This is a genomic window from Streptomyces deserti, from assembly GCF_054782695.1.
In genome coordinates this window covers 13,135-25,260 of record NZ_BAAGRZ010000030.1, presented here as the reverse complement: position 1 = coordinate 25,260, position 12,126 = coordinate 13,135, and the positions used below count along the sequence as shown (strand labels likewise).

General features: G+C 72.9%; 14 protein-coding genes. 8 read left to right on the top strand and 6 right to left on the bottom strand.

Annotated features, from left to right (window positions below):
* The first annotated feature begins 69 nt into the window (after positions 1-69).
* Positions 70-726 carry an ATP-dependent Clp protease proteolytic subunit gene (locus tag ACYVMZ_RS32555; protein WP_461086122.1) on the top strand — a complete coding sequence of 219 codons (657 nt, stop codon included), beginning with the start codon at positions 70-72 and terminating at the stop codon, positions 724-726.
* Positions 726-1,328 (top strand): ClpP family protease, encoded by a 603-nt coding sequence (locus ACYVMZ_RS32550; RefSeq protein WP_461086120.1) that lies wholly within the window; start codon positions 726-728, stop codon positions 1,326-1,328. Before ACYVMZ_RS32555 ends, ACYVMZ_RS32550 begins: the two co-directional genes overlap by 1 nt.
* 25 nt (positions 1,329-1,353) lie before the next feature.
* On the opposite strand, the gene ACYVMZ_RS32545 is transcribed toward ACYVMZ_RS32550, so the two are convergent.
* The gene (locus ACYVMZ_RS32545) at positions 1,354-1,782 is read right to left on the bottom strand and encodes a helix-turn-helix domain-containing protein (RefSeq protein ID WP_461086118.1); all 429 of its coding nucleotides are present in this window, start codon (positions 1,780-1,782) and stop codon (positions 1,354-1,356) included.
* A 59-nt stretch (positions 1,783-1,841) separates the two neighbouring features.
* On the opposite strand from ACYVMZ_RS32545, the gene ACYVMZ_RS32540 reads away from it, so the two are divergent.
* A complete protein-coding gene (locus tag ACYVMZ_RS32540) occupies positions 1,842-2,651 on the top strand; it encodes a class I SAM-dependent methyltransferase (RefSeq protein ID WP_461086116.1) in 810 nt (269 codons plus the stop codon).
* Between the two features lie 116 nt (positions 2,652-2,767).
* Entirely contained in the window at positions 2,768-3,655 is an 888-nt protein-coding gene (locus tag ACYVMZ_RS32535; protein WP_461086113.1) for an RNA polymerase sigma factor SigF, read from the top strand.
* A gap of 141 nt (positions 3,656-3,796) precedes the next feature.
* On the opposite strand, the gene ACYVMZ_RS32530 is transcribed toward ACYVMZ_RS32535, so the two are convergent.
* The gene (locus ACYVMZ_RS32530) at positions 3,797-4,207 is read right to left on the bottom strand and encodes an ATP-binding protein (RefSeq protein WP_461086111.1); all 411 of its coding nucleotides are present in this window, start codon (positions 4,205-4,207) and stop codon (positions 3,797-3,799) included.
* 245 nt (positions 4,208-4,452) lie between these two features.
* Here ACYVMZ_RS32530 and ACYVMZ_RS32525 point away from each other — a divergent pair, with 245 nt between their 5' ends.
* From ACYVMZ_RS32525 to ACYVMZ_RS32515, 3 genes are read left to right on the top strand one after another with little or no spacing between them, the layout of a single operon-like run.
* Complete coding sequence (locus ACYVMZ_RS32525) at positions 4,453-4,593, top strand: hypothetical protein (RefSeq protein WP_461086109.1); 141 nt, start codon at positions 4,453-4,455, stop codon at positions 4,591-4,593.
* Positions 4,590-5,174, top strand: coding sequence for a PRC-barrel domain-containing protein (locus ACYVMZ_RS32520; protein WP_461086107.1), 585 nt, complete (start codon positions 4,590-4,592; stop codon positions 5,172-5,174). The genes ACYVMZ_RS32525 and ACYVMZ_RS32520 overlap by 4 nt, the downstream gene beginning before the upstream one ends.
* Positions 5,171-5,587: a PRC-barrel domain-containing protein gene (locus ACYVMZ_RS32515; protein WP_461086105.1), complete on the top strand. Its 417-nt coding sequence runs from the start codon at positions 5,171-5,173 to the stop codon at positions 5,585-5,587. The genes ACYVMZ_RS32520 and ACYVMZ_RS32515 overlap by 4 nt, the downstream gene beginning before the upstream one ends.
* Before the next feature lies 1 nt (position 5,588).
* Here ACYVMZ_RS32515 and ACYVMZ_RS32510 read toward each other — a convergent pair whose 3' ends face one another.
* Entirely contained in the window at positions 5,589-6,731 is a 1,143-nt protein-coding gene (locus tag ACYVMZ_RS32510; protein WP_461086103.1) for a DUF6777 domain-containing protein, read from the bottom strand.
* Positions 6,732-6,912: 181 nt separating this feature from the next.
* Here ACYVMZ_RS32510 and ACYVMZ_RS32505 point away from each other — a divergent pair, with 181 nt between their 5' ends.
* Entirely contained in the window at positions 6,913-8,181 is a 1,269-nt protein-coding gene (locus ACYVMZ_RS32505) for a streptophobe family protein (protein ID WP_461086101.1), read from the top strand.
* Positions 8,182-8,190: 9 nt separating this feature from the next.
* Here ACYVMZ_RS32505 and ACYVMZ_RS32500 read toward each other — a convergent pair whose 3' ends face one another.
* Genes ACYVMZ_RS32500 through ACYVMZ_RS32490 form a run of 3 tightly spaced genes read right to left on the bottom strand, consistent with a single transcriptional unit; the run spans position 8,191 to position 12,118 of the window.
* Positions 8,191-9,183 (bottom strand): serine/threonine-protein kinase, encoded by a 993-nt coding sequence (locus ACYVMZ_RS32500; protein ID WP_461086099.1) that lies wholly within the window; start codon positions 9,181-9,183, stop codon positions 8,191-8,193.
* On the bottom strand, positions 9,180-9,770 hold the full coding sequence (locus ACYVMZ_RS32495) for a hypothetical protein (RefSeq protein ID WP_461086097.1): 591 nt from the start codon (positions 9,768-9,770) through the stop codon (positions 9,180-9,182). The genes ACYVMZ_RS32500 and ACYVMZ_RS32495 overlap by 4 nt, the downstream gene beginning before the upstream one ends.
* An 8-nt stretch (positions 9,771-9,778) precedes the next feature.
* Positions 9,779-12,118 (bottom strand): FHA domain-containing protein, encoded by a 2,340-nt coding sequence (locus ACYVMZ_RS32490; RefSeq protein WP_461086095.1) that lies wholly within the window; start codon positions 12,116-12,118, stop codon positions 9,779-9,781.
* Between the last annotated feature and the right edge of the window lie 8 nt (positions 12,119-12,126).

The window sequence follows — 12,126 nt, the reverse complement described above, 5'->3', positions numbered from 1 at the left end:
GACCCGGACCGACAGTGGAGACCGCGGCGACCAGCGCCGTACGGCATCACGCCTCTCCAAGGAGTGCCCATGTCTCCACTCACCGCCGGCCCGCTGCCGGCCCTGCTCCCGCGGGCCGAGGAGGGTGACACCCCTCCGACCCGGTTCGACGACCATCTGGCGGCCCAACTGCTCGACCAGCGGATCGTGTTCCTCGGCACCGAGGTCACCGAGGCCTCCGCGAACCGGGTCTGCGCCCAGTTGCTGATCCTGTCCGCGCAGGACCCGCGCACCGACATCAGCCTGATCGTCAACAGCCCCGGCGGGGCCGTGCACGCGGGTCTGGCCATCTACGACACGATGCGGCTGATCCCCAACGACGTCGCCACGCTCGCCATGGGATTCGCGGCCAGCATGGGGCAGTTCCTGCTCACGGTGGGCGCGCGCGGCAAGCGCTACGCCCTGCCGAACGCGCGGATCATGATGCACCAGCCGTCGGCGGGCATCGGCGGCACCACCGCCGACATCGAGATCCAGGCGGAGAACCTGGACTTCACCAAGCGGACCATCGAACGGATCACCGCCGAGCACACCGGCCAGAGCCCGGAGACCATCTCCCGGGACGGCGACCGGGACCGCTGGTTCACCGCCGAGGAGGCCAGGGAGTACGGCATGGTCGACCGGATCGTGGAGTCCCTCGCCGACATCCGCCCGACCGCCACACGCCGCAGGATGGGGTTGCTGTGATGGGCACGTACACGGTTCCGAACGTCATCGAGCGCACCCCGCAGGGCGAGCGGTCCTTCGACGTGTTCAGCCGGCTGCTCAACGAGCGGATCATCTTTCTCGGCACCGAGATCGACGACGGCGTCGCCAACGTCGTCATCGCGCAGCTGCTCCATCTGGAGTCGGCGTCCCCGGAGAGCGAGATCGCGATCTACCTCAACTCCCCCGGCGGCTCGTTCACTTCCCTCATGGCGATCTACGACACGATGACGTTCGTGCAGGCGCCGATCTCGACGTTCTGCGTCGGCCAGGCGGCCTCCACGGCGGCCGTGCTGCTGGCGGGCGGGGATCCCGGGCGGCGGTTCGTGCTGGAGCACGCGCGCGTGCTGCTCGGCCAGCCGGCCTCCGGCGGAGCGCGGGGCACGATCTCCGATCTGTCCCTCCAGGCCAAGGAGATGGTGCGGATCCGCTCCCAGGTCGAGGAGGTGCTGTCGCGGCACACGCACCACGACGTGGCGACGCTGCGCGCGGACATGGACCGCGACAAGGTGTTCACCGCGCAGGAGGCGGTGGCCTACGGACTGGCCGACGAGGTGCTCAGCCGGCGCCTCGTGCGGGTCTGAGGCGCCGGCCGGTCTCCGGTCGGCGTCAGGCGGCCAGGCACAGCCCGTCGTGCGACGACGCGGACGTGCCCCGGCTGCGGCCCGCGTGCCGTGAGCTGATGCGGATGAGCTCTCCCTGAGCCCGGGACAGCAGGTCGCCCAGGCTCAGTCCGAGCGCGTGGGCGGCGGCCGCGAGGACCTCGGAAGAAGCCTCCTTGCGGCCGCGTTCCACCTCCGACAGGTACGGCATGGAGATGCGGGCCGCGTCGGCGACGTCCTTCAACGTGCGCTCCTGGGCGAGGCGTTCGTGGCGCAGGACGTCACCGACCAGGTCGCGCCACAGGGGTTCCCTGGGCGCGGGGGCGGCCGGTGTTCCCCGGCGGGGCGGGACGGCGTCGGGGCGGGCGGTTCCCGGGCGGGCGCTGTGCGGGCGCAGCGGGATGACGCGGGCTTCGTTCGGCGCTTGGCTGGTCACCTCCTCAGCCTAAAAGCCGTGGACGCCAGGGGAAGGGCCCGGCATTCTGCCCTGGGTGAATGCGCGGGCGGGGAGGCTTCCAGGTGGTCCTGCGGGAGACGTTCAACGAGGTCCCGGAGTTGTACGACCGGGCGCGGCCCCGCTATCCGCAGGCCATGGTCGCCGATCTGGTCCGTGTGGCGGGCCTCGGCCCGGGCAGCCGGGTCCTGGAGGTCGGGCCGGGGACCGGTCAACTCACCGTCCCGCTGGCCGAGTCCGGCTGCCGGGTCACCGCCGTGGAGCTGGGCCCGGCCCTGGCGGCCGTGGCACGGCGCCGGGTGAGCCGGTTCCCGCACGTCGACGTGGTGGTGGGGGACTTCGAACGCTGGGAGCTGCCGCCGGAGCCGTACGACCTGGCGGTGAGCGCCACCGCGTTCCACTGGATCGACCCGGCCGTACGGGTGGTCAAGGCGGCACGGGCGCTGCGCCCCGGCGGGCACCTGGCACTCATCACCACGCACCATGTGGCGGGCGGCATCACGGAGTTCTTCGCTCTCGCCCAGGCCTGCTACGAACGCTGGGACCCCGCCACACCGCCCGGCCTGCGGCTGCGGGACGCTGCCGAAGTGAGCACGGACACCATCGAGTTGACCGGCTCGCCGGACTTCGCGAAGGTCACGGTGGCGCGGCACGAGCAGGACATCGCCTACTCCGCCGGCGAGTACCTCGACGTCCTGCTCACCTACTCGGGGCACCGCGCCCTCGACGAGACCGCCCGGCAGGGCCTGCTGGGGTGCATCCGGAATCTGATCGGGACCCGGTACGGCGGCCGGGTCACCAAGCGCCATCTGCACGAGCTGATCACGGCGGTCCGGGCGGAGCGTATGTGACGCTTTCCCGCCGGTCCTTCACACAGTCGGCATGATCGGTCACGACCTGGGTACCCGCAACCCAGAAGGGACCTGAGCAGATGTCGCCGTGACTTTCGTGGGAGAGGTACCAGGTGATGGACACCGCCGTGATCCGGACCGAGGCGCAGGTCGTCGAGGAGAACACCGAGGCCAGGACGGGTGACGGACCACTGCCCGGCGTCGTGGACCCGAAGGCCGTGGCGCCGCGGGACGCCAGGGAGTTGTCCCGCCAGTTCTTCCAGCGCCTGACGGAGCTGGAAGAGGGCACCCACGAGTACCAGTACGCCCGCAACACGCTCATCGAGATGAACATGTCGCTCGTGCGGTTCGCGGCCGGCCGGTTCCGGGGCCGCGGCGACGACATGGAGGACATCGTCCAGACGGGCATGATCGGCCTGATCAAGGCCATCGACCGGTTCGACCTGTCGCGCGAGGTGGAGTTCACCTCCTTCGCGCTGCCGTACATCGTCGGTGAGATCAAGCGGTTCTTCCGTGACACGACCTGGGCGGTGCACGTGCCCCGGCGGCTGCAGGAGCTGCGCGTGGAGCTGGCCAAGGCCCGCGAGGAGCTCGCCAGCCGGCTGGACCGGGAGCCGACGGTCGCCGAGCTCGCGACGCTGATGAACATCTCCGAGGACGAGGTCATCGAAGGCCAGATCGCCGCCAACGGGTACAACTCCGCGTCGCTGGACGCCGCGCTCACCGGCGACGGGCCGGAGAACGGCGAGGCGGTGCTCGCCGACTTCATCGGCGTGGAGGAGGACGGGCTGCGGCTCGTCGAGGACTTCCACTCCCTCGCTCCGCTCATGGCCGAGCTCAGCGAACGCGACCGGCAGATCATCCACATGCGGTTTGTGGAGGAGGCCACACAGGCGGAGATCGGCGAACGGCTCGGCTGCTCGCAGATGCACGTGTCCCGGTTGATCAAGCGGATCATCACGCGGCTGCGCGAGGGCATGCTGGGCGAACTCGGCTGCGCCTGACGCGGGCATCGGCGCGCGGCGCCGGAGCGCCCGGCTTCCAGAGGGCTTTTCCAGGGCCCGGGGCACGGGGCCCCGGGCTTCCAAGGGGCAGTGAGCCAGGACGCCGGGCTCAGGGAGCCGGGGCTCCCACGTCCGCGCCGCTCAGCCGCCCTCCAGGGCCAGCACCGCGCGCACGCGCTTGCCGACCGGCACCCGTTCGACGGTGACCTCCTGCGCCAGCGCGTGGACGATCTCCAGGCCGTGCCGGCCGACGCGCTCGGGGTTGCGGGGGAAGATGCGGGGCAGAGCGACGCTGCTGTCGTAGACCGACACCGCCACCGAGGTGCCCGTCCCCTCCAGCTCCAGGATGTACGGCCCGTTGCTGTGCCGGTCGGCGTTGGTGACCAGCTCGCTCACCACGAGCAGCACCGCGCCCTCGGCCCGCTCGTCGATCGCGACGCACCACTCGGCCCTGAGCCGGCCGAGGAAGTGCGCGGCGAAGGAACGTGCCTCGGCGATGCAGCCCTGCTCGCCGGTGTAGTGTGCCGCCCGCCGCAGCGGTTCCACGGGCACGTCGAAACCAGTCGGTATCACTGCCCCGTCCAGGTGCTCATCATGCGTTTCTCTCTTGGAAGCCGGACCGGCCGGACGCTCTGCACCAGTCCTCGTACCCCAAGCCGGGCCCCGCAGTCCACCTGACAGGTGTTCGCCTCTCAGGTGGACGCGGGGCCCGCCGCATCGTCGCGCCCGGGCGGGGCACTCGGAAAGGCAACGGGGCCGGCCGAGGGCGGCCCGGTCCGGAGCGCCGGAGGTGCACGGTGGCCTGGTGGACATGGCTCGTCGTGGTGGTCGGGGTGATCGTCGCGGTGGTCCTGCTGACGCTGGCGGTGCAGGCCGGCCGGCGGTCGGGGACGGTCCTCGCGGTCCGGCACCGGCCCGGCGGGAAGGACGTGCGATGAGCGGGCTGCTGGCGGCGCGGAGCCTGACGACCCGGCCGGTGGTCACGCTGGGCGGGGACGCGGTCGCCCAGGTCAAGGACACCGTCTTCGACGCGGGCGCCGGGCGCATCACCGGTTTCACCCTCAGCGGCCGGGGCCTGTGGTCGGGCCCGCTGAAGCAGAGCCTGCCCTGGTCGGCCGTGCACGCGCTGGGCCACGACGCGGTCATGATCCGTGACGCGGGCGCCCTCACGGGTCTGGACGCCGTGGTGGCGCGCCGCGAGGCCTTCCGCGGGCGGGTGCTCGGCGCGAAGGTCCTCACCGACGCGGGCACCGAGGTCGGCACGGTGCTCGACCTCGTGGTCGAGGGCGGCACCAGCGGCCGTGTCGTCGGGTTCCGGATCGCCGCGCACAAGGCGCTCGTATCGGGCTCCAGGCGCCACCGGCACCAGGTGTACGTGCCGCGGGGCGAGACGCTCGCCGTGTCCGGCCGGGCGCTGGTCATCCCCACCGACGCCACCCGGTACGTCGCCGAAGACCTGCCCGGGTTCGTCGCCCGGGTCGGCGCCTTTCACCACTCCCGGAAGGGTTCGCCGCCGTGATGCTGTTGTCGCAGACCCGGGGCCTGCCGGTGGTGACGCTGGCCGAGGCCGACGAGATCGGCGTGGTGCGGTCCCTGACCGTCGACGCCGCGTCCGGCACGGTCACCCATGTCCGCGTCCGCCTCCCGCGGTCGCGCAAGGAGACCGTGCTGCCCTGGGACGCGCTGCACGCGATCGGCCCGGACGCCGTGCTGGTCCGCTCGACGGCCGCCCCGGACACGGTGCCCCGGCACCACGACCTGCTCGGCCGCAGGGTTCTCACCGAGGCGGGCGACGAGCACGGCACGGTCCAGGACGCGGAGTTCGACCCGGCCACCGGCCGCATCGGAACGGTCCGTACGACGCTCGGCGTGCTGCCGGCCGACCGTCTGCTGGGGCTCGGCGACTACGCGCTGGTGGTCCGGGCGGACTGAGTCACGGCGCCGGGGCGCCGGCCAACGGGCCCTCGGGGCTCGATGTGATGTCCTCCTCGGCCGGCGTCGAGGTGTCGGGCGACGTGGGTTCGGACGGCGGCGACTCGGGGCTCGGCGGGGACTCCGGGCTCGGCGGGGACTCGGGGCTCGGCGGGGACGGGGTGGTGGTCGGCGGCGAGTCCGGGGGCGGCGACGCAGGCGTGGACACGCTCGCCGACGGGGTGGGCTTGTCGGGCGGTGCGGTCATGCGGTCCTTCGCGCCCGTGTCGCCACGGGGCCGCTCGAACCACCCGCCACTGTCGAGGTCGTGAACGACGAAGACCTTGACCACCTTTGGCGCGGGCTTGACCATGACGACGTTCGAGGGGCGGTACGACGGCCACGAGTCACCCGTCCGCTTCGGTGTGGTCCGCAGGGCGACCGGCGGGGCCAGTGGGTTGCCGCAGGCGCAGCGCACGCGCGGCACTCCGCGGTCGTCGACGAGGACGGCCGTGCCGGTCTGGAGGACGGCCTGGTAGGGGGCGGGGGCGCCGTCGCGGTAGCCGTGGTTGGTGACCCAGGTGTCCACGCGCAGCTGCACCGGGGTGAGCGAGCGCAGGTAGGTGGGCACGTCGGACGTGCCGATGCGCAGGACCGAGGCGAACGCCCTGGTCTTCTCGGGCGACGACCTCAGGTAGCTGATCTGTTTCTCGACGTCGCAGCTGGAGACGTTGCGGGTGCCGCCGTACAGGCCCGGTTCCCCGCCCTGCACCGTCGCCACCGCGTTCGGCGGGGTCGATTCGGCGGTCGGGGACGGGGTGACCGGCGGGGCGGAGCTGTCCTTCGCCGTCGACTCGGTGAACGGGTCGGGGCCGGTCTTGCCGGCGGACTGCAGGAAGATCTCGTCGTCGCCCACGGCCCTGTCCGCACCGCCGCCTCCGGCGCGGCTGAAGACGACGGCGAGGATCACGGCTGCCACCACGATCGTGGCGAGCACCGCGACGCGGGGCACGGACCGCCACCAGGGCCGACCGGGCTCCGGCGTCCTGCCGCCCCCGCCCGGCGGCTGTGCGGGCGGCCCGCCGGAAGGCGGCTGGGAGGGGCCCGACAGCGGGCCGGAGGGCGGTCCTGTGGGACGGCCGGACGACGGCGGTTCGACGCTCACGAGCTCTTCTTCCGGGGTGGGATGTCCGCGGCGATGCGCACACTCATGCGGCTTTTCGTATGTCCGGTACTGCTTCTTCCGCTACGCGTTCATTGTGCGCTTCCGTCCGGTACCCCCCGCAAGCCGGCGCGGACGGACCTCCCGGCGGGCGCTGCGCGCGGGTGCTGCTTAGCGTGGCAGCGTGACCTTGCGAACCGCCTCCGCGCAGGCCGTCGCCCGGCATGGCTGGGTGCGGGCCGTTGCCGTGGTGCTGGCGGGGGTGATCGCCATGGGGGTGGTCGCCGCGCTGGGCCTGTGGGCCGCCGGGGCGACGGACCTCCCGGACGGCGCCTTCCCGCGCGTCGTCGCGGCGACCGTCGTCACCTCCGTCGGCGGCTCGATCGAGCTGGCCGGGAGCGCCGGCGGGCTCGCCGAGACGGACGCCGGTCTGACCGTGATCCCGCTGTCGGTCACGCTCGCGGGGGCGCTGGTGATCGCCGCCGGTTTTCTGCGGCCCCTGCGGCACCGGGCGGTGGCCGGCGCGGCGGAGCTCGGCGGCTGGGCCGCCCGGGTCGCCGTGCTGTGGCTGCTGGCGCTGCTCGGCCTGGCTCTCGCCGCCCGCCAGACGTTCGAGATCGACCTCGGGGACGACGTCCTCGGCGACCTCGGCGACTTCTTCGGGGTGCGGCCGGAGATCGGCTTCACGACGAATGTGCCGGTGACGCTGTTCTTCGGGCTGCTGTGGCTGGCCGGTGTGCTGGTGCTGGCGCTGGTGGTCGCGCGGGGCGCTCCGCTGCCCGGCCGGCTGCTGCGCTTCCAGACGTCGGTGCGGCCGGCCGCGTACGCGATGGTCCTCCTGCTGCTGGCGTACGTGGTGATCGGGATCGTCGTCGGCCTGGTCGTCGCGGCGACGCGGGGCCATGCGGCCGAGACGTTCGCCGTGCTGCTGCTGGGGGTGCCCAACCTGGTCTGGCTGGTGCTGACGATCGGGCTCGGGGCCACCTGGAACGGTCGGGTGGAGGGGCCGTTCGGGCTGCCCATGCCGCATGTGCTGGACCAGGTGCTGCGCACCCCGGACATCTCCGCGCTGAACCTCGGCACGCTCTCCGAGCACGACGGCCGGGTGTGGTGGCTGCTGGTGGTGAACGCGGTGCTGCTGCCGGCCGCCGCGTTCGTGATGGCGGCCCGTTCACCGGCCCGGATCCGGGCCTGGCAGCACGCCCTGCACATGGCGGCCGCACTCGCGCTCACGGTACTGATGATCTGCCTCGTCGGCCGGATCTCCGCGCACTACGGCCTGTCCGTGCTCGGCATCGGCGACCTCGGCGGCGGGCTCGCCGGGGAGCTGTTCCTGAGGCCGCGGCTGTGGTCCGCGCTGGGTCTGGCCGTGCTGTGGGGCCTGGTCACCGGCTTCGCCGGGGCGCTGCTGGCGCGGCGGGTGCACCGGCGGGGCGAGACGGACCAGGCCTGACGGCGCTTCCTACACCGGACGCCGGAACACCGGCTCGGCCCAGCTCGGTGGCGGCTTCGGCCGTTCGTCCACGGGGGCCGGGACCCGCAGGTCGACCTTGGTGGGGGCGTGTCCGACCGCGGCCCTGCCGGTCGTGGCGGTGCGCAGGGCGGTGACGAAGGCCAGGCAGGACGGGTACCGGTCCTCGGGGTTCTTGGCCAGGGCCTTGGCGAAGACGGCGTCGACCTGTTCGGGAAGGTCGGGGCGGGCCCGGGTCAGCGGCGGCGGGTCGTCGTACTGGTGGGCCCAGAGCAGGGCCATGTCGTCGTCCCGGCGGAACGGCGGGTGGCCGGTGAGGGTCTCGTGGACGACGCAGGCGAAGCCGTAGACGTCGCAGCGGGCGTCGACCGGGCGGCCGGATATCTGTTCGGGGGCGACGTAGTCGAGCGTGCCGACGAACTGGCCGACCGTGGTGAACCCGGTCAGTGACAGCGACTTCTTCGTCAGGCCGAAGTCGGTGAGGTAGACGTGCTCGGGGTGCTCGCTGTCGGTGCCGCGGGAGACCAGGATGTTGCCGGGTTTCACGTCCCGGTGGACCAGGCCGTGGTCGTGGGCCGCGTCGAGCGCGGAGGCGACCTGGGCGGCGACGCGCAGGGCGGTCGGGGGCGGCAGCGGGCCCTCGCGGTCGAGGAGGTGGCGCAGGTCGCTGCCGGAGACGTACCGCATGGCGATGTACAGGATGCCGTCCGTCTCCCCGGCCTCGAAGACGGGCACGATGTGCGGGTGGTCGATCGCGGCGGCGGCCCGGGACTCGTGGGTGAAGCGGCGCCGGAAGGTGTCGTTGCGGGCGAGTTCCGGGGCGAGCAGCTTGAGGGCGACGGTGCGTTCCAGGCGCAGGTCGCGGGCGCGGTAGACGACGGCCATGCCGCCCCGGCCGATCTCCTGCTCGATGCGGTAGCCCGCGATCTGCCGTCCGATCAGCTCGGAGGGCCGGCCCGAGAACAGTCCGGTGTCGCGGCTCATCGGACGTCACCGTCGGGGGTCACGACCCGGGTGGGGTCGTGGGCGACGACCTGGGTGGGGGCGTGGCCGGGGTCCGCGGCGGCGCGGGGCGGTTCGTCGGCCGCGTACGTGCTCAGCCGGGTGCCGTCGGTGTAGACCCACCGCCCGTGGTCGCGGTCGTACAGCCAGACGGACTCGCCGTCGACGACGATCCCGATCCGCAGGCCGCGGGTGCGGGCCCGGAAGGCCTCGCCGTCGAGGCCGCCTCCCGCCAGCTCCTCGACGGCGCCGCGGTAGCGGGCCAGGGCCTCTTCGGCGCGGGCCAGCAGGGGGCGCGGGTCGGCGGTGCGGGTGAGGGGGCCGTCGGCGGCGGGCGGGTCCTGCGGTACGGCGACCAGGCAGCGGCCGTCGACCCAGGCCGACCAGCCGTTGGAGCACACCACGTGGCCCCAGTCGCCGAGCCGTTCGACGAGCTGGACCGGCAGCAGCGGGTCGAGGGCGACGGTGGGCCGGCCCGGGTCGGGGGCCTCCCAGGCGGGCATGCCGTGCTGGGGGACGACGTGGGTGGGCCGGAAGCCGGGGGCCGGCGGGGTCGGCGGAGTCGTCATCGGATCGCCTACTTCCGCATCACCGCGGGTTCGCTCCGGCGCAGCAGCCGGGACACCATCACCCCGAAGAACGCCGACAGCACGAGCAGCATCCCCACGTCGAGCAGCCACACACCCGTCTCGTGCCGGAAGAGCGGGTCCTGGGCCACCTCGCCGGGCACGATCCGGGACAGCCCGACGGTGCCGGCCATCGCGGCGAGCGCCCACCGCGAGGGCACCAGCCACGCCAGCTGCTCCAGGCCGGGCACACCGTCCAGCTTCAGCAGGGCGCCGCAGAACACGACCTGGACGAGGGCGAGCAGCACGAGCAGCGGCATCGTCACCTCCTCCTTGCGCACCAGCGCGGAGACCAGCAGGCCGAGCATCATCGCCGTGAACGCCAACAGGGCGACGGCGACCGTGATCTCGGCGAGCGGCGGCATCAACACGCCTTCGCCGCCGGGGGCGTTGAGGTCGACGCCCAGCAGGGCGACGACGGTCAGCACCACCGCCTGCAGCACGGTGATCGTGCCCAGCACGACGACCTTGGACATCAGGTACGCCGATCTGGACAGACCCACCGCTCGCTCCCGCTGGTAGATCACGCGCTCCTTGACGAGTTCGCGCACGGCGTTGGCGGCGCCGCTGAGGACCGCGCCGACGCACAGGATCAGCAGCGCGTTCATCGCGGTCTTCCGGTTCAGCTCGCTGCCCGCCAGGGCCCGGCCCATCGCGCCCATCACGAACGGAAGCGCGATCATGATGGCGAGGAAGGTGCGGTCGGCGCTCAGTGCCGCCGTGTACCGGCGGACCAGGGTGCCGAGTTGGGCACCGCGGCTGCGCGGCCGGGGCGGCCGGGTGATGACGACCGGGCCCGACCGGGGCTGCCGGGGCTGCACGGTGGCGTCGGCGACGTACCGCCGTTGGAGGGGCGAGGCGCGGAACTCGCCCGCCCAGTCCCGGTCCTGGTCGCGTTCGAAGGCCTCGAAGGCCTCCGGCCACTGCTCGAACCCGAAGAAGGGCAGGGCGTCCTCGGGCGGGCCGTAGTAGGCGATCATCCCGCCGGGCGCGAGCACCAGGAGCCGGTCGCACACGTCCAGGCTCAGCACGCTGTGGGTGACCACGACGACGGTCCGGCCGTCGTCGGCGAGACCGCGCAGCATGTGCATCACCGAGCGGTCCATTCCGGGATCGAGTCCGGACGTCGGCTCGTCGAGGAACAGCAACGACGGTTTCGTCAGCAGTTCCAGGGCGACGCTGACCCGCTTGCGCTGGCCGCCCGACAGGCTGTGCACGGGCTGCCGGGCGCGCTGTTCCAGGCCGAGTTCGCGGATGACCTCGTCGACGCGGGAGCGCCGCTCGGCCTTCGCGGTGTCCTGCGGGAAGCGCAGTTCGGCGGCGTAGGTCAGGGCTTTGCGGACGGTCAGCTGGGTGTGGAGGATGTCGTCCTGCGGGACGAGGCCGATGCGCTGGCGCAGCTCGGCGTAGTCGCGGTAGAGGTCGCGGCCGTCGTAGAGCACGGTGCCGTGGTCGGCGGGCCGCTGCCCGGTGAGGGCGTTGAGCAGCGTGGACTTCCCGGCGCCGCTCGGCCCGACGACCGCGAGCAGGCTCTTCTCCCCCACCGGGAAGGACACGTGGTCGAGGAGGGTCTTGCGGCCCCGGTCGACGGCGACCGTGAGGTCCTGCACGTCGAGGGAGATCTCGCCGGTGTCGACGTACTCCTGCAGCTGGTCGCCGACGAGGCAGAACTCCGAGTGCCCGATGCCGACGATGTCGCCGGGACCGACGGGGGCGGTGGTGACCGGCCGGCCGTTGAGGTAGGTGCCGTTGTGGCTGCCCAGGTCGGCGATCTCGTACGTCCCGTCCGGCAGGGCGCGCAGCTCGGCGTGCCGGCGGGAGACGACGAGGTCGTCGATGACCAGGTCGTTGTCGGCGGCGCGGCCGATGCGCACGGTGCGGGCGGGCAGCGGTCGTACGGTCGTGGGCTGCCGGAAGGTGCCCGTCAGGCCGGGCATCGACACCGCCGAGGGGCGCTCGGGGGCCGGTGCGGAGCGGCCGAGGAAGACGGCGCGGGGGCCGTCGGCCGGGTTGCCGAAGCGGATGACGCTGCCGGGGCCGACGTGCCAGGCGTGGACGCGGTGGCCGTCGGCGTAGGTGCCGTTCGTGCTGTTCTCGTCCTCGAGGGTCCAGTGGCCGTCGTCGGGTCGCAGCACCGCGTGGTGCCACGAGACCCGGGCATCGTCGAGGACGATGTCGCTCAACGGGTCGCGTCCGACGTGGTAGTCACGGCTCGGACTCATCACGGTGGAGCCCGTCTCGGTCTCCAGGACGAGTTCGGGCGCGGTCGGCGCGACCGGCCGTTCCGCCATGTCAGGAT